The organism is Sphingobium quisquiliarum P25 (genome assembly GCF_000445065.1).
Taxonomy (GTDB): Bacteria; Pseudomonadota; Alphaproteobacteria; order Sphingomonadales; family Sphingomonadaceae; genus Sphingobium; species Sphingobium quisquiliarum.
This window is the reverse complement of record NZ_ATHO01000110.1, coordinates 1-22,221: the sequence shown is the minus strand read 5'-3', so window position 1 is coordinate 22,221 and position 22,221 is coordinate 1. Positions and strand designations below refer to the sequence as shown.

Genomic DNA, 22,221 nt, shown 5'->3' with positions numbered 1-22,221 from the left:
GTTCCTTCCTATCGGCGGTAATAGTCATCGACGTTCTGGAAGGCGCGCAGCCCCTCTGGCGTCGCGTTGCGGATCGGGTCGTCCTCAGCCGTCACGGGCCCGCGCCAGGCGGTCGCGCGCAGCGGAGTGACCGTATATGCCTCCCTGGGGTCCAGGACGTGCGGGCAGTTGGCAATGACCATGATCACGTCCATCTCCGCCCGCACCACGATGCTTCGCTGCGGAGGAAAGGGCCCGATCATCGGCGTGATCGCGCCATCGGCCTCGATCTTCGCGCCCTTGAAGAAAGTGACGCAGGGGTGGACGTCCCGCCGCTGAAGGCCATGCTTGGCCGCACCGAGCAGAAAGCGGTCGCGCCCGTTGGGGCAAGGCCCGCTATTGGCTCCAGAGCCATATTTCGCGGCATTCGTCGCTGCGTTGGACGTCCCGCAGAAGGTGTCGTGCGTGCCCGCGCCGTCTTCCAGAATGCTCATGAGAACGCGGCCCATGTCCGAAAGGAGCAGCTTGCCCTGTCCCAGATAAGCGTTCCACTGCACCTTCACCGTGTCAGCAACATTCAGCCGCTCGGTCGGCATTTCGGCGTTGAACAGCAGGATCGAGGCGCAGGCGTCGCCCGCAAGGTCGATCAGGCGCAGGCGCGATCCGCGCGGCAGCAGCCGGGAGGCATAGCCGCCTGCCGCGATCGTTTCTTCCCACAGCAGGTCGGTCGCGGCCACATCGGCCGGAAGGTCGTCCGCCACCGGGGGCAGCACCGGCATGGCTTCGACCACCCGCCCCGCCATGGCGCGGGCATGATCGCGGGCGGCAGATGGATTGGCGAGCGTCTCGGTCATGCGGCATTTCCCTTGGAGCCGCCTTCTTCCTGCTCATAAAGCGGCGGAAGCAGCGCGGTGGTCGTGACAAGCTGGAGTTGCTGGACGCCGCGTACCCTGCGCAGCGCGTCGCATAATTCCTTCAGCAGATATGCGGGGCCCTGGACCAGCAGGACCTCAAGCGACTGGTCCCCTTCCAGGAACACATGCTGGGAGGAGATCACCTCCTTGAGATAATCGGCCTGGGTTTGGGCGAGTTGATGCCGCACCCGTCCCCGATCGCCCCGGTAGACCATGGTGATCGTGCCCGCGAGCATCTCGTCGGGACGGGTAAGGGCCTCATGCTCGGCCAGCGCATGACGAATCAGCTCGGCAATAAGCTGCGAGCGCGAGGGCAACCCGCGTTCCTCCACCATGGCGTCGAGCTGACGGAACAGATCGCTCGACAGGCTCATGCTGAGCCTGGCCAGGCTTCCGCTGTCGCTAGCCATTTCCAACCTCCTCCTCATCATTCTGCTGGCTGGTCTCGGCGGCCGCTTCTTCGCTGGGCGCCGGATCGGCGCGGCGGCGCAGCGGAAGATCATAGACCGCGGTGGCGCCGAACCGGTGGGGGGCGTGCGGGTCGTGACGGCGCTTGTCGAGCGCGAGCACCCGCGTGCCCAGGGTGAACGCTTCCCTGATGTCGTGCGTCACCATGATGATCGTCAGCGAATAGTCTCGCCACAACCGCATGATCAGCGCGTGCATGTCCGCCCGGATGCCGGGGTCCAGCGCGCCGAACGGCTCGTCCAGCAGCAGGATGCGCGGACGCTTGATCAGCGCCTGGGCGATGGCAAGCCGCTGCTGCATGCCACCGGACATCTGCGCTGGATAGAGGTGGAGGGCGTCGCCAAGTCCAACCGCCCGCAACATCTCTTCCGCCTCCGCCATCGCCCTCCGGCGCGCGCCGCCAAACAGCCGCGCCGTCAGGGGCGCCTTGGCGCATTCAAGGCCGAATATCGTGTTTTGCAGCGCCGAAAGGTGCGGGAATACCGAATAGCGCTGGAACACGACGCCGCGGTCGGGCCCGCATTCGGGCTTCAGCCTTTCTCCGTCAAGCAATATGGTCCCCCTGGTGGGCACTTCCTGCCCCAGGACGACGCGCAGAAGGCTGCTCTTTCCCGCGCCGGAAGGGCCGACGATCGAGACGAAGGAACCGGCTTCGATATCAAGGTCGACCCTTTCGAGCACGATCTTGTCGCCATATTCGACCCAGATGTCGCGGAGGGAAAGGAGCGCGCTCAATGGCTTGCTCCATGTGCCCAGGGGTATAGCCGTCGACTGGCAACGGTAAGCGCTGCATCCATGAGGATCGCGAGGATTGCGATCCAGGCGACATAGGGGATGATCACATCCATCGCCAGATACCGGCGGACCAGGAAGATCCGGTAGCCAAGGCCGACGTCGGACGCGATCGCTTCGGCCGAGATCAGGAATACCCAGGCAGGGCCCAGCGACAGGCGCATGGCATGCAGCAGCCGTGGCATCGCCTGCGGCAGTGCGACCCGGATCATGATCTGCCATGAGCTTGCGCCCAGCGTCTGCGCCTTGACGATCTGCTCACGCGGCAGGCCTGCGACATAGGCCGCGATGTCGCGCATCATGACCGGCGCGACGCCGATGACGATCAGCGCCACCTTCGCGGTCTCTCCCAGACCCAAGGCAATGAACAATATCGGCAGCAGGGCGATGGGCGGGATGACCGCAATCGCCGTCACCAGCGGGCCAAAGGTGGCACGCACCGGCGGAAGGACGCCCAGCACCAGGCCGACAGCCAGTGCCGACAACGTCGCAATACCAAGCCCGATGCCAAGCCGCTGGAGACTGGCCAGCGTGTCGGCCCAGAAGACGAACTGGCCGCTGAGCTGGTCTTTCTGAAAAAGCAGCACCGACATGGCGTCTGCCATGCTGCCAGGCAGCGGCAGAATCTTATCCATCGGATTGGCCGCATGGCGCTGCGCCGCCAGAAACAGGTAGAGCAGGACCAGCAACAGGATCGGCAGCGCACCCAGGAAGATGCGGTCGCCTCGGCGAGCATGTCGGTTCACCCAACGCATCGTCACATCACTTTCGACAAGATCGAAACGAACTGGTTCAGAGCTTTCCGTCCGCAGCCAGTTTCATGAAGCTTTCATCGAACCGCAGCGTCACCCTCTGCGGATCACCCAGCGTCTTGCCGCCCGGAAAGGCAATACCTACGGCATCGGCCGACGACGCGCCTTTGAACAGCCCCTTGGAAAAGCTGAAATCGCGCACCTGCGTCATCGTCTTGACCAGCGCTGGAGCGGATGTGGCAGTCACCGCGGCCTTGGGATCAGTATAGAGATGCGTGGTCGACAACTGGTTTTCGAAACTTTCGGGAGTCGCCCCGGCCAGCTTCGCCATCGCCGCGCGCGCCGCCTTCCCCTGGGCGTCCTGCCGCTGCATCAGGGCGACAGTCTCATACCAGATTGCCGTCAGCGCCTTGCCCAGATTGGGATTGGCCTTGAGCGTTGCAGTATCGACGACCAGAAGGTCGAGTATCTCACCTGGAATCTGGGCGGAGCTGAAGACTTCGCTTACCCCCGGCTGAGCCTTCATGACGGAAAGCTGCGGATTCCAGGCGACCACGGCCTTGGCCTGCGGGCTGCCGAACGCGCCGACGATATCGGCATCGGATGTATTCACGGTTTTGACATCGGTAGGCTTGAGGCCTGCGGTCTCTAGGCCCCGCGCCAGCAGATAGTGGGAAACGGACAGTTCGACGAGATAGACCTGCTGACCTTTGATCGCGCGCAACTGGTTCGCGCCCTTCAGCAATATGCCGTCGTTGCCGTTGGAATAATCGCCCACGATGATGGCGCTGCTGTCCTTGCCGCCAGCAGCGGGTATGGTGAGCGCGTCCATGTTGGTGACGGTCACCCCGTCAAACTTGCCCGCCGTATATTGGTTGATCGATTCCACATAGTCGTTCACCTGAACGACATTGATCTTGATCCCGTATTTGTCGGCCCATTTCTTCACGATGCCCGCCTGCTGGGCATAGGGCCAGGGCATCCATCCGGCATAGATCGACCAGCCGATATTGAACTCGTTTCGCTGCTCTGCCTTCGGGTCCGGCCCTTGCGAACAGGATGCGAGCAACAATGCGCTGGCAAATAGTGCGACCCTGCCTGCCTTGCTGATCAGCCTGACCATGATTCGATCCCCTTTCGCAGTGCAACATCGTCATGACTGATCCTGCTGCCTTGGGAGGAATATTACAAGCCCAAAAAAAAGTAATAATGTTGAGCAGGTGCTGCGACCGCAAACACCTGAGCTCACTTGGAGTCCGGTGCCCGTTGCAGCACGGTCAGCTTACTTCATGAACGCCCGATATACTTGGTTTTCCGCGATGCCCATGAACAACGATTCGGAAGAGCAGACTCATTCGCGAATCGGCCGGGACACCTTCGGCGGTGGGACGGCAGCATAGCCGAACATGGCTCGGAAAATCCGAAGGGGTAAAATCGAAAAGGCCCTAAACAAGCCATTTTTACGCACCGCAATATAGATTTCGCTCATACTGAGCAGGCGCAAAAATATTACGCTTGACGCGTTAGGTAATATCCATACCGTGTCAGTGATTGTAGGCCGAAATGCCGAAGCGGGAAGGTTGAAGTCCGAAGTACGACAATTGAAGCGAGGGCAAGTGGATCGAATTCAGGCCAGCAGCGCAATAATGGCGGATGACATGCCGCCCGTGATGCTCGCCGGTTCTTTGAGCATGGCAGGCCTGCCGATAGATTCGCGAAATGATCGAAGAACAGGTCAGCACGGCAACACTTGTTCCAGCACGTCCGCCGGGAAAAGCGGCTGCGCCATGAATATCAGAGCCGACAGGCCAACAAGCAATCTGACAAGGCGCCGGTCCGGCCAGAGCGCCAATGGGAGGGATGTCACTTAAAGGCTCAACCGCAAGGGGGTCGGAGTGACTATGAAATTGTTTCGGAACACGCTGTTAGGCGCGACCATATTGATGGGCGCCGGAACCACTCCGGCTATCGCGCAAGGTGCCACACAAGATGGTGACGCCAACGAGATCATCGTGACCGGCACTCGCCGGGAAGTCACAATTCAGGACGTACCGATCAACATCACTGCCATCGGTGCAGAGCAATTGTCCAGGCAGCGGATCGACGATGTCCGTGATCTAGCGGACTTTACGCCCGGTATGACGATTTCGGACACCGGGCCCGGATCGACCGGAACGATCGTACTTCGTGGTCTCAATGCTTCCGACACTGATTCGACAGGTCTTTCCTATGACGACGCTCTTGGCGTCTATTTAGGCGAGGTTCCTCTCTATTATGACTTCAAGCTTTTGGACATCGCGCGGGTCGAAACATTGCTTGGGCCGCAGGGCACGCTCTACGGCCTCGGCACGCTCGCTGGCGCGATCCGCAACATACCCAATCGCCCTGACCTGACGGCCATCGGCGGCGAAGTGCATGGCCGTCTCTATGGAAAGGATCATAGTGGCAAAGCCGGGTTCCAGCTGGACGGCGTCATCAACATCCCGATCATCCGGGATCATGTCGCCTTCCGTTCGGCCACCGGCTATTATTATGATCCCGGCTTCATCGATTCTCCGCTTCTGCTCCAGGAACCGGGCGTGTCCTTTCCGCAGCCCAGCGGCCCCGGCGGCGTAACGGATGCTGACTATGCGGCGAACCTCGCCGCCCGCAAGGACGTGAATTTCGAAAAGACATTCACCACCCGCAACCAGTTGCTGGTCGAATTCAACCCGGATTTGTCGGTCAACTTCACCTACGCCTTCCAGCGGACGAAGACCGATGGCGGCCAGTATAACAGCAATGGAGTGCTGGGGACCGGCCGCTATGAAAATGGCGCGCGCTATCTGGAACCAGTGAACCGCCGCGCACATCTTGGCAGTATGGAGGTCAATGCGAACATCGCCGACTTCGCCGATCTTGTTGCGACGACCGCCTATACCAATGTGCGTAATGTCCGAACATTGGACAATACCGACCTGTTGCTCGATCTCGACTATGGTTACGAAACCTTTCCCGCCTTTTCGAGCTATAATGAAAGCGTCAACAGCCGAAAGCAGTTCAACCAGGAAGTACGCTTCGTTTCACGCCATGGCGGCCCCTTCAACTGGGTGATAGGCGGCTTCTATAACGAACAGAAGCTGCAAAACGACTATCATGAGATTATTCCGGGCCATCCCTGGGTCGACCTGGCGACCAATCCCGAAGAGATTGAATACGCCTCCTACACAAGTTCGAAAATCACTGAAAAGGCGATCTTCGGCGAAGGCACGTTCCACGTCACGCCGGAGTGGCAGGTGACTGCTGGTGCCCGCTGGTTTCAATATAAATCGAACATCAGGGGGCGGGCCGTGACCCCGTTGCTGGGCGATCCGCTCAGCCCCTATGATGCTGAAGCGGCAGGCGGCAGTGCGAAGAAGAGCGGGACGGTATGGAAGTTCAACACTTCCTACAACTTCACGCCGGACGTCATGCTCTATGCGACGTACAGTAAGGGGTATCGCATTGGCGGCCCAAACTCCGTCGCGCCTTGCCCACCCATATTGAAGCCGCCACCAGCGCAAAATGTCTGCGGCCTGCCGAATGAACTCCAATATGGCCCGGATACCACCAAGAATGCGGAAATCGGCATTCGCACCCAGTTCTTCGATCGCAAGCTGACGTTCAACTTCAACGTCTTCCAGATCAAATGGGACGGCATCCAAGTGGATTCCGCGACGTTGAACGGCATTGTCGGCATTACGGTGAATGGCGGCAAGGCGAAGTCCGAAGGGTTCGAAACTTCGTTCCAGCTACGGCCCTTGCCGGGATTATCGATCCAGGGAACCTATTCCTACGTCAATGCCAAGTTGACCCAGGATGTGCCCGCCGTCATCGCCGTGAACGATCCGGCTGGCACTTATCCCAGCGTTCCCGTCCAGTTGGACGCGCTTTCGGGCGATCGCCTGCCCGGTTCGGCCAAGAACAGCGGCAGCCTGGGCGCGACCTACTCTCATCCGTTCGGCGACGGCAGCATCGTCGGCAACTGGACCGCCACCTACCGCGGAAATGTGGTAACGCGGCTCGGCTGGGACCGCGCCTTCGGCGACAAACTGCCCGGCTATGTCCTGCATCGCGCATCGCTGGGGTATGAAACGGACAAATACAGTATCGGATTGTTCGCCAACAATATCTTCGACAAATATGCCGTCGCGTCGGTTGCCAATGACCGTTCTCGCGTCGGCCTCAATGATGGCGTGGTGCTGCGCTACTATAAACGTACAGTCATCAATCCACGAACCTTCGGCATCGAAGCCCGATTCAAATATTGATCCGGCCAAATGGTGGGGCGCTTTCCAGAAGGATCGCGCCCCGTTCCGGCCGTCAGTTGGAAGGGCAAAGACTTACAACCGGACGGCGCGAACTGGAAATTCCGCGCCGAAGCATCCTGACGGAAGTACCATCTCGGCAAGCGCCGCTCACCTGTTCAAGCAGCACCCGCACCAGTCGCGATTCACGCTTGGGCAGCCGCTTCTCTGTTGATCATCTGGATCAGGCGCAGCCGCGCGCGCATTCCGCCCAAATCCTGTTTCATGGAAATCTCGGGCGGCAGGTTTCCCTGTTGCAACGCAGTTTCGATCGCTTCAAGCGCATCGATATCCTGCGCCACCACGGCATTATTCTGTTCGACCTGGCGCGCGCTCGTCATGTCATTGCTAGTATCGTAATTCCTGGAAAGAAAAGTCCAATAATGGGTGGAATGTTCACTTTCCGGGGTAAAAGCGTGATTGAAGTTGCTGTAACCGACCGGCGCGGTCCGCCTGTCCGGGCCGCACCAATGTACGTCTCCGGCCCTGATCAGTCCGGGCGCGATCATCTCTGTCTGGAAACCCGCGCACATTCTTTCACCCATGCGCGGGTCGAGAAACCGGTGATAATCGTCTTGCGATGAAAAATCGTCCCTGACGCGCTGGAAGAAGGTGCGGCCGTCATCCTCGACGAAGGCGGCTTCTTCCAAGGGCAGCGTATTATTTTTTGGATCCCCAACAATACTGGCGTGAATGTAACTGAGGTGGCTGAGATCGAAAAGATTGTCGACAAGCAGAGTATAGCGCGCCTTGAGATGGAAATAGCCCGCCACGTCCACCCGCCAGCCGGGCACGCCGATCCCCACGAAGTCGGTCCTGGGTAGCGGCACACTGTCGGCCATGTCTGGATCGCCCATCCAGATCCACAGCAGCGGCCCTGTCTCGGCCAGCGGATATCGCGTGAGAGAGCAGCCGGGCACGCTGCGAGAGGTGGGGGCAGCGGCGCAGGCACCGTTCCTGTCGAAGACGAGCCCGTGATAGGCGCATTCGATGAGGTCGCCCAGATGCTTGCCAAGCTCCATCGGCATCATCCGGTGCGGACACAGGCCAGACAAGGCATGCGCCTTTCCCGCCGTGTCGCGAAAGAGAACGACCCTCTTTCCGAGCAGGCGGCGGCCGAGCAATGTGCCGGGCCCGACCTCCTGGGTCGTGGCGGCGATATACCACTGGTTTTCAGGCCATGGCTTTTGAGCCTCACCCAACGGGTACATCGCATCTCTCCCAGCAATTATAAGTTCTGATAAGATCTGTATCCCGCTGATCACTGGATTAGAATGGCCTCATAGTTTTAAACTTGGTACAATCAGTCCAGATGGATCTGGTCGCTTCAATTCTCTGCGGTCTCCGCGCGGCGGCGCCCCTCCTTGCCGAAACCCGTCTTGGCGAAGACTCTGGAGTCGATCTCGCCTCCAGCGGCGGCTCGCTTTTTCACTATGTAACCAAGGGGCAAGGCTGGGTTTCGGCGCAAGGCGAAAGCCATCATGTGGGTGCAGGCGATCTGGTTCTGCTTCCCCATGGCTTGCCGCATCGCATCGCCATGGGGGAAGATCCAGTGATCTCCGGCATCCAGGATATTCTGAAACGCGATAATCTGCCGATATGGTCGCATGACAATGGCTTGAGCGAGCCGTTGTTGCTCAAAATCGGAACCGCGCCGCCTGCATTGGTGATGACATCCGGGCTGATCATGTTCGATCGGCCCGGTTCCGATCAACTGCTTGCCCACTTGCCTGCCCTGATGGTCTTTCGTCGACTCGATCCGGCCATTCGCCCGTGGCTGGCGGCGACCGCTGATTTCATCGCCATTGAGCGGCAGCGGCATGTTTTCGGCTATGAAGCCATTTCCCTCAGGATCATCGAACTGCTGCTTACCGCTGCGCTGAGGACATGGCTGGCCGAAACACCGCACGAAAGTGGCTGGCTGAAGGGGCTGAACGATCCGATCGTCTCGAAAGTGTTGCGCGCAATGCACGATCATCCGGGGCGGCGCTGGCATCTGGGCACGCTTGCCGCGGCCGGCTGCTGCTCACGGTCCAAGCTGGCGGAACATTTCCGTAGCACCATAGGCGAAACGCCGTTCGCCTATTTGACCAGATTGCGCGTGGACATCGCAAAGGACATCCTGAAAAGGACGAGGCGGTCGGTGGAGGATGTGGCGGAAAGCCTCGGCTATTCGAGCGCGCGCACCTTCGCTCGCATATTCACCGCCGTCGCGGGCGAAAGTCCCAGCCGTTACCGGATGCGCCACGCGGCAGTTTGTCGATATCATCCACCACAGCGATGACGCGATCCACCCGCTCGAACAACATGGCATTTATCCTCCTGATTATCGAAGCAAGCCGCGCCAGCGTACCGCGTCAGACCAGCGTCGCGCCGCCATCGACATGGAGAACCGCGCCCGCCAGCGCGGGATTGCGCATCGCAAACAGCACCGCGTCGGCAATATCCCCGGTCGTCGGGACGTAACGGCTTGGCAAGGTGGAGGCCAAATGGGCCAGCATCTTCTCATAAGCAGGGCCCGAATGACGCGCGAGCGCCGGAGACTGGACAGGGCCCGGCGCGATCACATTCACGCGGACCGGCGCCAGTTCGACCGTCAGATTGCGGGCGAAGCTGTCCATCCCAGCCATGGTGCTCGCCGCCTCGCCCAGCGCTGGCACAGGACGCCATGCGGCGGCGCCCGAAAACAGCGTGATCGTCGCGCGCTCGGCCAGTTTAGCCCGCGCGCCGCGTACGACGTTGAAATGCCCCCAGATCCGCACGCTTACGACCTGCTCCAGATCTTCGCGCAGCGCTTCGACGAAGGATCGCTTCGGCCCTTCCACCCCGAAAGTGCCTGCGGTGACGACGAGATGGTCGATTTCAGGAACATCGGCAAAGGCGGCGGCGACCGAAGCCTCGTCGGCGATGTCGCAGACGGCGGCCGCGCTGCCGCCGATCATTGCCTTGGCCTCGGCAAGCCGGCCCGGATTACGCGCCATGATCGTGACCCGCGCGCCGCAATCGCCCGCCAGCCGCGCTACCGCCAGCCCGATGCCCTGGCTCCCGCCTACGACGACGACATGCTTTCCCGCCAGACTGTCCGCCTTCATCTCCGCTCCCGCTCATGCCGCGCTCGCCCATTGGAGACGCATCTTAGGCCCCAAATGATAGCCGTCCGCCCCGGCAGCGGAAAATCAGATGTCGGCATGAATGGTATCGCAATCGCTTATGCCCGGAGGCACAACAACTGCATTTGGCCATGGGGCACCGCGGCCTTCCTTGAGAAGCCATTGTGAAATGGGTGCGTCAGCGGCAAATGGATCTCAGCAACCTGCCAGAGGCCTTACCGGCTGCGACTTATCAATCGTTTCGACTAACCCATCCACTGTGACGCTGTTCTCAACACACACCACATGCTGCCAATAAGCGTAAGACTCCCTCGGGGCATCTGTCATTATAATTACAGATGATTTTGGATAAGCCTTGCCGATATTAGCTATTATGCCGCTGTCAACTTCATTGCCGGTTAATATTACAGTTATTCCCTCTAAAAAGGGCCTGTTCACTTCCTGGAAATCATCCACTTGCTTCACATAGTCGCATAGCTCAAACCCGCTCTCTTCCAGTAAATGGCTGATGCAGGCCGTAAAAAGATCATCTTGCCCTATGAGCTGGATAAAGCCCCTTGACTGTGTTTTCATCTCAGTTCTCCCCCGGAATTACCTATCACATAAAATCACCGTTCTCTCAGAGCTTCTTCTCTTGCTTTGATGATGGGTTTGAGGAGGTATGCGAGGACGGATTTTTGTCCTGTGAGGATTTCGACATCACATATCATGCCCGGAGTGATGGGGAGTTTGCGTGTGGCTGATCCGAGCCAGGCGCGGTCTGTTTCGACGATGACGGTAAAATAGGCTTCGCGCGTGGTTTCGTCATAGACGCTGTCGGCGGAGACCTGCTGCACGGTGCCGGTGAGGCCGCCATAGATGGAGAAGTCGTAGGCGGTGACCTTCACGACCGCGCGGTCGCCGGTCTTGATGAATGCGATGTCGTTGGGCTTGACCCGTGCTTCGACCAGCAGCTTGTCGCCGATGGGGACGATCTGCATGATCTTCTGCCCGGCGGTGACGAACCCGCCGATGGTGGTCACCTGCACGTCATTGACCACGCCGTCCACCGGGGAACGGATTTCGGCGCGCTGCGCCCGGCCCTTCGCACCGCGCAGGGATTCGCTGTTGACCGCGATCTTCGCTTCGAGCTGGCTGCGTTCGTTGAGCGCGTCCTGACGGAACTGGTAATGGGCCTCGGACAGTTGCGCCTGCGCCTCGCGGATCGCGGCGGACGCGCGGGAGGCCTGCTGCTGGGCGGCGTTGAGGCGGCCCTGAGCGTCGACCAGGTCGCGCCTGGCATCAAGCAGTTCGGTCTGCGGGATGATCGCCTTGGCGGCCAGCGGCTCCAGCATCCCGACCCGCTGGCGCGCCAGCTGCACGCTGCCGGTGAGGCTGTCGATCGTCGCCTGCGCCTCGCCCAGTTCGCGGCGGCGCTGGTCCACCTGGGCGGACAAGGCGTCCTGCTTGCTGCGCAGCGCCGACTGGCGGACTGCGGCCAGCGCCCGTTCCTGCTGGCATTCAGGCCCGCCCGTGGCGCAGACCGCGCCCGTGCCCGTGCCTTCCTGCTCCAGCCGCCCGGCGCGCGCGGTGAGCGAGCGGGTCTCCGCCTGCAACTGCCCCAGTTCCGACGCCAGCAGCGCATCGTCCAGGCGCACCAGCAACTGCCCCTTGCCGACCTTCTGCCCCGAGCGGACGAGGATCTCCTCGATCGTCGCGGGCTCGGCCGACTGGATGACCTGCGCCTTGCTGGACGGGATCACCCGGCCCTGGCCATGGGTCACCTCGTCCACCGGGGCGAGGCTCGCCCACAGCAGGAACGCCACCATGCCGCCCCCGCTATAGAGGATGACCTGCCTGTTGCCCGGCTGCCCCCGCAGCCAGCCGATCCAGCGCCTCATCATGGCTGGCCCTCTCCCATGGCATGATCACCGGCCGCCAGAGCGACCGTCCCGGTCCTTTCCCCCACCTCGTCCTTGCCCCTTTCCTGCGCCGCGAGCATGCGGCCAAGCGCGCCGCCATCGCGCGGCGGGTCCGGGATGGACAGCGTCCACCCCTTGGCCGGGTCCATCCGCCCGCCCAGATCGTTGGCGGCCCGCCGTTCGGGCAGCGCGGCTATGGGCGGATAATCGATCTCCGGCCGCGCCGCCGCCGTCACGCTCGCAGGATCGAAGGCAGGCACATGCTCCCCGCCCGCATAGCGGCCGGTGAAGGCGGGCGGCAGGCCCCAGACGCCGGGCCAGCGGTAGAAGATATGCGCGCCGATCCTGGCCAGCTTCGCCAGATGCGGCGCCCAGCCGGGGAACACATAATCGGCATGATAATGGGTCGCGGTGCCCACGCTCCGCTCCACCGCGCCCGCCAGCGCCCCGGCCGCGATCCGCCGCGCCCGGTTCCAGAGGGACGCCACCGGCCGCCGCGCCAGCGATCCGTCGCACACGAAGCTGAACTGGCACACCGAAGCGTCGAAGCGCTGGTAGACGACGCCGCACACCGTTTTGGCGAAGGCGGGATGGCGCACGCGGTTGAGCACCACCTGCGCCACTGCCCGCTGCCCGCTTTCCGGCTCGGTGGCCGCTTCATAATAGATGGCCTGGGTCAGGCATTGCAGCGCGCGGGCATGATCCTCGCCCGCCTGCGCCAGCGCGTGGAAGGGTCTGGCCGCCGGAACCGCGCCGCCCGCAAAGCCAAGGCGCTCATTCTCCTCCCGCGCCCTTGCCCCTTGCGCCACCGGCCCCGCCTGCTCCGTCATGGCGGCCAGCGCCAGATATTGGCGGGGGATCGCCGCGGGCGCTTCCGCCACCTTCGCCTGCACGGCGGGCCGCCGGGGCGCCTGGGGCCAGAGCATCGCAGTTGCAAGAACCGCCGCTCCAACGCCTGCGCACAAGATCGCAGCGCCCCATCTTCCCGCCCGATTGTCCATAGGGACGGGTTCCATCGCGCCCATCACGCCGCCCCCTTCTGCGACTGCCCGATAATCTCGTCGCGCGGCCCGTCGGCGATCACCATCCCCTGGTCGATCACGATCAGCCGCTCGACGATGCGCAGCAGCGCATGGCGGTGGGTCGAAACGATCAGCGTCTGATCCGGGTCGAGCGCCTTTGCCAGATGATCGACGAACAGATTTTCCGTCTGATTGTCCATCGCCCCGGTGGGCTCGTCCAGGAACAGCAGCCTCGCCGGTTCGACCAGCGCCCGCGCCAGCACCAGGAAGCTGCGCTGCCCCCCGGAAAGGCGGCTGCCCCGCTCGCCGATATGCAGGTCGAACCCCGCCGCGTCCCGCCCGAAGAAGCGCGACGCGCCCGAACGCTCCAGCGCCTCCAGCAGCCGTGCGTCATCCGCGTCCCGCGCGCCCAGCAGCAGATTTTCCCGCACCGACCCGCTGAACAGCTCTGCGTCCTGCCCCACATAGCGGAAGGCGGAACGCAGTTCGTGCGGATGATATTGGCGGCTGTCCACATCGTCGATGGCCAGCATGCCGCCGCTGGGCGGATAAAGGCCGCACAGCACCCGCCCCAGCGTCGACTTGCCCGACGCCACGCGCCCGATGATGCCGATCCGCTCGCCCGGTTCGATCCGCAGGTCGATGCCCTTCAGGCTCGGCTGCGTCGCGCCCGGATAGCTGAACGCCAGCGCCCGCGCGGCGATCGCGCCCTTGCGGACCTTGGGGATGATGCCGCGCGCACCGTCCAGCCGCTCGTCCGGCTGGTCGATCAGCGTCTGGAGGCTGGCGAGCGTGGTCAGCGCCTGGCGCGCCCGCACGATCACGAAGGCAAGCTGCCCCACCGGCGCGAGCGACCGGCCCGCCAGCATGACGATGGCGATGATCGCCCCCATCGAGATCTCGCCAGCCGCGAACATATAGAAACCGCCGATCACCAGCGCGATGCTCGTCACCTGCTGGCACAGCGACGCCAGGGTCACGCTTGCCGAACTCAGCCGCCGCAGCTTCTCCTGCGTCATGGCGCTCATCCGCGCATAGCGCCGCCAGCGCTCCAGCATCCGCCCTTCCGCCCGGCAGGCTTTCAGCGTCTCGATACCGCCGATCGCCTCCACCAGCGCGGCGCTCTGCAAGCTCGCGTCCGCCTGCGCGTCCCGCGACAGGCCGGCCATCGAACGTTGCAGGAAGAAGCCGGCTGTCCCCATGACGCCGATCATCACCACCGGCACCGCCGCCAGCCAGCCGCCCAGCAGCGCGATGACCCCCACGAACAGAAACAGGAAGGCGATGTCCACCACCAGCACCACGGTGGTCGAGGTGAAGAACTCGCGGACGCTTTCAAATTCCGACACCCGCCGCGCCAGCGCCCCCGTGCTCCCCGCCCGGCTAGCCAGCGGCACGTTCATCACCTTCTCGAACAGGCGCTGCGACAGCCGCTCGTCAATCTCCCGCCCCGCCTCGTCCACCAGCCGCGCCCGCGCGAGCCGCAGCGCGAAGTCGAGCGCGAACGCCAGCATGACGCCCGCGCCCAGCACCCACAGGCTCGACGCCGCCTTGTTCGGGATGATCCGGTCATAGACGTTCATCGTGAACAGCGGCAGCGCGAAAGCCAGAAGGTTGATGATCCCCGCCGCCAGCATCACATAGCCAAAGGCGCCCCGCGCCCGCCACACCTCCCGCCAGAACCAGTGCTGCCGCGCCCGCTCGTCCCAGGGCCGTTCCTCCGCCCGCTCGCGGCCATGGTCGGCCATCACCGCCAGCGCCTCGCCGGTGAAGACGGGCTCCAGGCCGCCAAGGGGCGTCCATATGGGCTCGCTCGCATGAGGGAGCTGCACCAGCGCGTCCCCCTCCCGGATGTCGAGCAGCAGCAGGAAGCGCCCGCCCGCCAAGGGCAGGATGGCGGGCAGGTTGCCCGGCCGCCACTTGTCCAGCCGCCCGCGCACCGGATCGCTCAGCAGGCCGATCTGGTCGAGCGCGGATTCCGCCTGATGAAAGGGCAGCCGCCCGGATTCATCGACGGCAAGCCCCGCCCGCAGCGCCACGATCCCCGGCGCACGCCCGAAGTGCCGCGCCACATGGGCGATGCATTGGCTCAGCTCGTCCCCCGCCATGCCCTGGCGGTCCAGCCATTCGGACAGGCTCAATGTGCTTCGTTCCAGCATTGTCGGCCCTGCGCCGCCCCGGCCCTGCCGGAGCGGCCTTAAAAGAGGGAAGCTCAGCCCGGATAGCGCCGCCGCTGCAATTCGGCGGGCGGAAGGTCAGGCACGTCATATTTCTGGCGCGCATAGGGGTTAGCGCCCGATGGCGGCGCGATCCCCAGCGTGTCGAGCAGCCGGTTGGCCGCCGCCAATATCTGATATTGCGCGAAAATCTCCGAGAAGCGCGCCGTTTCCGTCCGCACCTGCGTGTTGAACCGGGTGTTCTGGCTGTCGAGCACGTCGAGCAGCGATCGCCGCCCGACATTGAACTGCTCGCGATAGGAGATCAAAAGCGAGTCCGAAACGGCCGCCTGCCGCGACAGGTCGGTCAGCCGCTTCTTTTCCGTGTCCCACCGGTTCCACGCTGTGCGGACATCCTCCTCCGCCTCGCGCTGGCGCTGGCTCAGGCGAAAGCGCGCCTCGCTCGCGCGGCGGGTCATCTCCTGCACCTTCGCCCGGTTGATGCCGCCGTTGAACAACTGCCAGCGCAGCACCACCCGGCCCTGCACGTCATTGGTGCTCCCCCGGAAGCCGTCCACATCCTCGCCGATGCGTCCCCGCCCTTCCAGCGTCACCTTGGGACCCAGTTCCGATTCCGCCTCGTCCACGACCGCATGGGCGGCCTGGATATCGGCCTCCGCCTCCCGGATCAGCGGATTATGGGTGCGCGCGCTCGCGATCGCCTCCTCCAGCGTCGGCGGCACCGCGCCCGTCACCGGATCGGGCATCGCCACCTGATCGATCGACAGCCCCGTCAGCGTGCGGAAGCTGATCGCCGCATTGGTCAGGTCCTGCTCCGCCTCGCTCTTGCGCACCAGCGCGGATTGCAGCCGCTCCTCGGCCTGCTGCTGGTCGGCGATGCTGATCGACCCCTTCGACACGCCCTCGCCAAGGTCGCCCAGCAACTTGCGGTGGAAGGCGATATTGTCCTCCGCCGCCGCCACGACCCGCTGCTGGAGCATATAGTCCAGATATTGCCGCGCGACGTTGAGCGCCACGAACTGCGAACGCTCGCCCACGCGCAGCGCCGCCCCGTCGATCCGCGCCGCCTGCCGCCGCTTCTCCGCGCTGCGATAGCCTGAATCGAACAGCGTCTCTTCGGCCAGCACGCTCGCCTCCAGCGGATAGAGCGTCTGGTCGCCGATGCCGAGCGTGCGGCGGGTGTTGTTCTCCAGCCGCCGGATGCCCGCTGATCCCTCCACGCTGATCCGCGGCAGGTCCAATCCCCTGGCCTGCTCGCGCTCGAACTCGATCGCTTCCTTGTTCTGGATCGCCTGGTTTATCTCGGGATGGCTGTCGATCGCCGCCGCGATCGCGCTCTTAAGGTCCGTCGTCTGGGCCCAGCCGCTCGGCCCCATCGCCGCCGCGCACAGGGCCATCAGGCTGCCGCAACTCTTGCGCATGATTGTCATGATGCCTCTCCCCTTCAGTTCGCGCTGGCCGTGATCTCGACACGGCGGTTCATCGGTTCGCGCACATTGTCGGCCGTCTCGATCTTGAGCTGCGTCTCGCCCAGGCCGCTGACGCTCATCGCCTCCGCGGCGATGCCGCTCTGGCTCAGCAGCGCGGCGACATTGCGCGCCCGCCGCAGCGACAGACCGTCATTATAGCCCGTGCCCCCTGACGTGTCGGTATAGCCGGTGATGCCAAAGCGCCTCCAGCCGCACTGTGCCGCCGACTGCCCGACCTGCCCGATCGCCGCTGCCCCCTCCGGGACGGGCGCGTCCATGTTCCAGTCGAAGAAGACCGATACCGCGGGCGCGGTGCAGTCCAGCGCCGCCGGTGCTGACGCCGCAACCACGGCCGATGCCCCGTCGGATAGCGGCGGCGCTGACAGGCGTGCTGCAAATGCGTCGCATTTGCTGATGCTCTCCGCATCCTTCGTACCCGATTTCAGGAAGCCAAGCGCGATGCCGCACTGGTTCTTCGCCTCCACCGCCCAGGTCCAGCGGCTGTCCCGCGCTGCCCGCAGCCCCGCATCGCCCACGGCTTTTACCACCATGTCGTATCTGCCTTCGAGTTCACTCTTTAGTTCCGCCTTGCCAAGCTGCAACAGCGGTGACGCCGCCGCCGCCCAGGCTCCCGCCGGAACCATCCCCGCCGCAAGGCCGAAGCACAGCATGCTCCTCAACCCGTTCCGCATCATCCTCTCCCCCAAATTCCAACCGCAAGATCCCGCTGACCAGGATGCTCAGCCATGCGCGGCCGCCACCGCCTCATGCGCCGCCAGCGCCGCATCGAACACCGCAGCCGCAGCCGCCATGTGCCCGGCATCCACCACCGGCTCGACGGCAAGGACGTTGAACAGCAGCGGCGCCGGGGCATGATCCCCGCCCGGCAATGCCGCCAGCAGCGCGTCGATGTCCGGCCCCGCCGCCGTGCCCAGCGCCTCGCCCACCACTTGCACCACCTGCCCAGGCCCAGTCTCCTGCGCCGCCGCCGCCAGCACCGCCGCAGTGCCGTCAAATCCGGGCAACTCGACCGACTGCGCCAGCAATCCCCCATGGTCCCCCAGATCAGGCTGCGGCGCCTCAGGCCCATCCGGCGAAGCCGCCGCCGCGTCATCACCATCCCCAAGGCTGGCATGATCCACTACAGCCTCCTCCCCGCCATGACCCCGCTGTGGCACGGACGGCTCGATATGCTCACTCCGGTCCCCGGCAGGAGCCAGCGGCGCTGCGCGCCCCTCCTCCACCTCGACCGGCTCCAAAGCCGCCATGCCCGCCTGAACAGGCTCCGCTACGATCGCTGCCTCCGCCGCAAGAACAGGCGCAGACCCCTCCTCGCCCACAACCCCAACACCCGACACAGCCACCAATCCGGCTGCTACAAGAGCCTGGTTCTGGCTGGTGAAAGAGTGGCGCTCCTGCTGGAAAAGACTGGCGGCGCGGCCGGTCGCGAAAATGGCGTCGGCCAACATGCCCGCGGTGCCATCGCTCCGCACGAAGCTGGCCGTGCCTGTCACGTCGACATCGCCGTTCGCAGCGCTAAAGCCGGGCCCAGACGTAACCAGGCCGATGCTGACGATCCCCCGCGTGGCCAAAGCCTGATATTCCCCCGCATCGACCAGGCCGTTGCTGTTGGCATCCTGCCAGATGCCCAAGGTCGCATAGCTGCTGTCTGCCGCGTTCAATACACCGTCGCCATTGCTGTCATAGGCAAGGCGGACGCCATCGAGATCCGAAACGGCGCCCGGCGCATCATCTGAAAAGACGATGTCGAAGCGCCCGCCGCTCCAGCGCGCCAATAACCCGTCTGCTGGCGATATCCACGCTGTCGGCACCGCGCCCGTCCCATAATAATCGTGGAGGACGCCCGCGGATGATGACAGAAACGAAATTCCATCCCCATCAAGGTCGAAGACGACGGGCGCAACCGGGCTGGAAGGCGTATTCCCCTGCTTCACATTGACGGAGAAGTTCCCAGTGACCGCATCGCCATCTCCATCGGTCAGCGTGACCGCAAAGGTCACGGTCGCGCCCGTATCGGGATTGTTGATCGCTCGCGTCAGATCGAAAGTGTAGAGCCCTGACGAACCCCCTGCGGGATCGATCTTCAGCGTGAAGACAGAATTTGAGGCTGATTTCTCGCTGACTTCCAACAGCCCGTTGTTGTTGCTGTCCCGGTAAGCAGTGAAGATGTTGCCTTCCAGTTGACCTAGGATAGGCCTGCTTCCCGATTGCATGTCGCTCGACAGGATCGTCACATCCGTCACCGCGCCCGTCCCGTCAGGACCCGCATGGAGATGCAGCACTCCCACGGCCGCGGCCGCATTTGCATTGGAACTGGCAAAGCCGTTCTGGATCGAACCGAGCGAAGGCGTGTCGTCATCTATCGTCAGAGTGAGCACACCGGCCGACACCGTGCCGTTTCCATCTCCCACGCGATAGGTGAGGTTGACCGGACCGGCATCATTCTCGTCCGCTCCCCCGGCATGAAGGACGTTGTTCACAAGGGTAGCCTTATAGGCTCCGGTCAACGCATCAGTGATCTGGACTTCAAACAAGGTCGTTCCGGCCCGCGCTCCGCCGTCCACGATCGCGGACAAGGTATGGGTCGCGCCCGCCCAGCTGTAGCGCACGGTTTCGACGCCCACGACTGCGGTCAGATTGTGCATGGCCGCGAAACTGACCGTACCGGTGCCTCCCGGACCATAGAGGCCGGGACCATCCGCGCCATAAGCGATCCCCAGCGTTCCGCTGACCTGCGCCTCGCCAGATGCACCAGTATAATCCCCGGTGCCGCCTGCCGTACCGCCAGGCAGCCCATCCTCATCGAGCGTCGCAAAAACCGCCGCCGTCACTGGCGCACTGTCGGGCTGAGCCGTGAGAGTCAGGGAAGACTGAGCTTTGTCCCCGTCATTGTCGATGATGCTGTAATCAAATCGCTCGTCGGCCGCCTCGCCGCCATTCGGGCGTGCATAGGTCCACGCACCCGATGCGAAATCGAGCGTCAAACGTCCACCCGCGCTGGTATCGATCAACAACTGGTGCCCGCTGATCACGCCGCTCGCCGCGCCCGACTTGATGATCGAACTGGCGCCGTCCCAAGTGTAGACTACGCCATCAACCGTGATCGACAGTAAACGGCCGCCGTCCGCGCCCAGATGATCATTGGCCAGCAGATTGCCCGAAGCGCCCAGGTTGCCGACAATCTCTCCCAACGCATCCACCAGCGCAGCGAAGTCATCGACCAGAATAGGGGCTCCTTCCCCGTCGACGTCGACGTCCTGAAGGCGCGGGCTATTGACCTCTGCCCCCACGCCCACCGTGCTGATCGTGATGTCATTGTCAGCGACGAAGCTCTCCCACACACTGGCCACGGCATCGGCCAACGAATGGCCGCCGGTTCCGGTATGTTGATTGGGATTGCCGTCACTCAGGAAGAATATCTGATTGTTCGCGCTGGGATCAGGCGCGAAGCTTTCCATCGCTTCGGTGATCGCGGCGCTATAGTTCGTCCCGCCATTATAGGGACGGGTGCCGCCAGCCGTGGGATTGAGGGCGTCGATCTGCGCCTCCAACGCCGCATAGCTGGTGAAAGGTCCAAAGCTCATCGCCTCGTTCGAAAAGACCGTGAGGCTCACCGTCACAGTGGACGTGGCGAACAGGTCCCCCATCGCGCCCTTGACGGCGCTCAACATGACATTCAGTTCGCCCTTGTCGATGCTGCCGGAGAAATCGAGGATCAGGCCTATGTTGAAGCTGGTCGCTCCAACAGCCACCCCTGCGGTTTCCGGTGCCGCCACCGGCACATCGTCGATGATCTTGACCTCAAGATTTGCCGGGCTGGAATCCCCGTCGGTATCGGTCAGAATGATCGGGAAGGTTTCGATCAGGGCATTCTCGCCCCCGCCCGCCGGATGCTGTTCTGCTCCCAGCAGCGTGTAGCTATAGCTGACCTTACCATTCACCGGGTCATAGCCGGTGATCTCCAGCCTGTTCCCAAGCGGCGAAATGAAACTGACCTGCGAAAAAACGCCAGCCGAAATTACTGCATGGCCGTCGATCAATAGGCTATCCACCCCATCGGGAGCGGAGATGGTGAAATCTCCTGTCTGCGTCAGCGGTTCCTTGTCGCCGTCCGTTCCTGCGATCAGGTCATCCTCGTCAACAACGACATCGCCACCAGCGGTCAGGCCAGTCACACTGACCGGGTCATCAGCTCCCACCAGGCTGATGGTCAGCGTGGCACTATCCTTGTCGCCATCGCCATCGGTCAGGCTATAGGCGAAGCTGTCGATCACGCTCGCACCAGGAGCGAGCGCCGCGATCTTGGCGAGCCCGGCTGCGTTCAGAACATAATGCCGGCTTCCGTCAGGCTGCGAGACAAGATCGCCATAGATGCCCGCTGTGCTGGCAAAGGTCACGCTGCCCAGCCCATCCGCTCCGCTCACGTCATTGCCGCTGACATCGACCGCGACACTTGTGGCAGAGCCTGAAATGACCGCGCTATCGTCGCGCGCATCGGGGATGTCGTCGCTGATGCGGACGTCGAGCGAGGCGCTATCGGCCGACCCGTCGCCATCGGTGACGGTGACGGTGAAGGATTGAAGGATGCTATCCGTCCCCGGCTGGCCATGGGCGAGGCTGTTGCCGGTGAGTTCATAGCTGTAGGCAAAGCTGCCGCCGGTCACCGAGCCATCAGGGCCCGTCACGGGCGTGAATCCGGTGATGCGCAGCGTGCCTTCCGCCGTGACGATCGCAGCGGCCTTGAACGCGCCGCCCGCGAAGATGGAAACCCCTTCCACGCTCGCCGCCGCCAGCCCGTCGGGGGTGGATATGCTGAAGCTGCCCGTACGGGTGAGCGCCGCTGCATCGGGGGCTGACCCATCCGCCAGATGGGCTTCCGACACAAGGACTTCGGCGCCTTCGCCATCAAGGCCGCTGATCCCTACGCCGTCGTCCGATCCCGATATGGTGATGGTGAGGGTGGACGACGACACATCTCCATCACCATCAGTGATGGAGTAGCTGAAACTGTCGGTCAGCGTCTCGCCGGGGCTGAGCGTCTGGACCAAGGGATTTTCATTGTCGAGCCTGTAGCTGTAGAGCCCGCTGGCCTCCAGCGTCAGCGTGCCATAGACACCCTTGAACGTACCGGCGCTGGATATAGCCGCACCATCCGCGCCCTGCACGTCCGCCACGCCGTCGCTGCCGTTGGCGTCGCTGCCGCCGATGCCCGTCAGCACATTGCCGTCCGCCACCAGCGGACCATCCTCGCTCACGCCATCGCTGTCCGCCAAAGCGCGCGGCGCATCGTC

At 63.3% G+C, this 22,221-nt stretch carries 16 protein-coding genes; 2 read left to right on the top strand and 14 right to left on the bottom strand.

Going from position 1 to position 22,221, the window contains the following annotated elements:
* Positions 1 to 8: 8 nt before the first annotated feature.
* From L288_RS34600 to L288_RS34580, 5 genes are read right to left on the bottom strand one after another with little or no spacing between them, the layout of a single operon-like run.
* Positions 9 to 833 (bottom strand): urea amidolyase associated protein UAAP1, encoded by an 825-nt coding sequence (locus L288_RS34600; RefSeq protein WP_021238806.1) that lies wholly within the window; start codon positions 831 to 833, stop codon positions 9 to 11.
* On the bottom strand, positions 830 to 1,303 hold the full coding sequence (locus tag L288_RS34595; protein ID WP_021238805.1) for a CopG family ribbon-helix-helix protein: 474 nt from the start codon (positions 1,301 to 1,303) through the stop codon (positions 830 to 832). The genes L288_RS34600 and L288_RS34595 overlap by 4 nt, the downstream gene beginning before the upstream one ends.
* Positions 1,296 to 2,096, bottom strand: coding sequence for an ABC transporter ATP-binding protein (locus L288_RS34590; protein WP_021238804.1), 801 nt, complete (start codon positions 2,094 to 2,096; stop codon positions 1,296 to 1,298). Before L288_RS34590 ends, L288_RS34595 begins: the two co-directional genes overlap by 8 nt.
* Positions 2,093 to 2,908, bottom strand: a complete 816-nt coding sequence (locus L288_RS34585; protein WP_021238803.1) for an ABC transporter permease — start codon at positions 2,906 to 2,908, stop codon at positions 2,093 to 2,095. Before L288_RS34585 ends, L288_RS34590 begins: the two co-directional genes overlap by 4 nt.
* 37 nt (positions 2,909 to 2,945) lie before the next feature.
* Positions 2,946 to 4,028 (bottom strand): putative urea ABC transporter substrate-binding protein, encoded by a 1,083-nt coding sequence (locus L288_RS34580; RefSeq protein WP_021238802.1) that lies wholly within the window; start codon positions 4,026 to 4,028, stop codon positions 2,946 to 2,948.
* Between the two features lie 778 nt (positions 4,029 to 4,806).
* Between L288_RS34580 and L288_RS34575 the strand changes: the two genes are divergently transcribed.
* The gene (locus tag L288_RS34575) at positions 4,807 to 7,194 is read left to right on the top strand and encodes a TonB-dependent receptor (protein ID WP_021238801.1); all 2,388 of its coding nucleotides are present in this window, start codon (positions 4,807 to 4,809) and stop codon (positions 7,192 to 7,194) included.
* Between the two features lie 182 nt (positions 7,195 to 7,376).
* Here the strand turns inward: L288_RS34575 and L288_RS34570 are convergent, their stop codons facing one another.
* Positions 7,377 to 8,495 (bottom strand): aromatic ring-hydroxylating dioxygenase subunit alpha, encoded by a 1,119-nt coding sequence (locus L288_RS34570; RefSeq protein ID WP_152522084.1) that lies wholly within the window; start codon positions 8,493 to 8,495, stop codon positions 7,377 to 7,379.
* Between the two features lie 47 nt (positions 8,496 to 8,542).
* On the opposite strand from L288_RS34570, the gene L288_RS34565 reads away from it, so the two are divergent.
* Positions 8,543 to 9,514, top strand: coding sequence for an AraC family transcriptional regulator (locus L288_RS34565; RefSeq protein WP_021238799.1), 972 nt, complete (start codon positions 8,543 to 8,545; stop codon positions 9,512 to 9,514).
* A gap of 73 nt (positions 9,515 to 9,587) precedes the next feature.
* Here L288_RS34565 and L288_RS34560 read toward each other — a convergent pair whose 3' ends face one another.
* The 8 genes from L288_RS34560 to L288_RS34525 all read right to left on the bottom strand — a co-directional run.
* Positions 9,588 to 10,322, bottom strand: a complete 735-nt coding sequence (locus tag L288_RS34560; RefSeq protein ID WP_021238798.1) for an SDR family oxidoreductase — start codon at positions 10,320 to 10,322, stop codon at positions 9,588 to 9,590.
* 213 nt (positions 10,323 to 10,535) lie between these two features.
* The gene (locus L288_RS34555) at positions 10,536 to 10,913 is read right to left on the bottom strand and encodes a hypothetical protein (RefSeq protein WP_021238797.1); all 378 of its coding nucleotides are present in this window, start codon (positions 10,911 to 10,913) and stop codon (positions 10,536 to 10,538) included.
* 35 nt (positions 10,914 to 10,948) lie between these two features.
* Complete coding sequence (locus L288_RS34550; protein WP_031304526.1) at positions 10,949 to 12,223, bottom strand: HlyD family type I secretion periplasmic adaptor subunit; 1,275 nt, start codon at positions 12,221 to 12,223, stop codon at positions 10,949 to 10,951.
* Positions 12,220 to 13,167 (bottom strand): cell wall hydrolase, encoded by a 948-nt coding sequence (locus L288_RS34545; protein ID WP_041208374.1) that lies wholly within the window; start codon positions 13,165 to 13,167, stop codon positions 12,220 to 12,222. Before L288_RS34545 ends, L288_RS34550 begins: the two co-directional genes overlap by 4 nt.
* Before the next feature lie 98 nt (positions 13,168 to 13,265).
* Positions 13,266 to 15,422 (bottom strand): type I secretion system permease/ATPase, encoded by a 2,157-nt coding sequence (locus L288_RS34540; RefSeq protein WP_021238794.1) that lies wholly within the window; start codon positions 15,420 to 15,422, stop codon positions 13,266 to 13,268.
* Between the two features lie 53 nt (positions 15,423 to 15,475).
* Positions 15,476 to 16,870, bottom strand: a complete 1,395-nt coding sequence (locus L288_RS34535; protein WP_021238793.1) for a TolC family protein — start codon at positions 16,868 to 16,870, stop codon at positions 15,476 to 15,478.
* 14 nt (positions 16,871 to 16,884) lie between these two features.
* The gene (locus L288_RS34530) at positions 16,885 to 17,580 is read right to left on the bottom strand and encodes an OmpA family protein (RefSeq protein WP_021238792.1); all 696 of its coding nucleotides are present in this window, start codon (positions 17,578 to 17,580) and stop codon (positions 16,885 to 16,887) included.
* A gap of 69 nt (positions 17,581 to 17,649) precedes the next feature.
* Positions 17,650 to 22,221 (bottom strand): VCBS domain-containing protein (locus L288_RS34525; protein WP_021238791.1); only part of this gene is annotated, 4,572 nt, incomplete at its 5' end.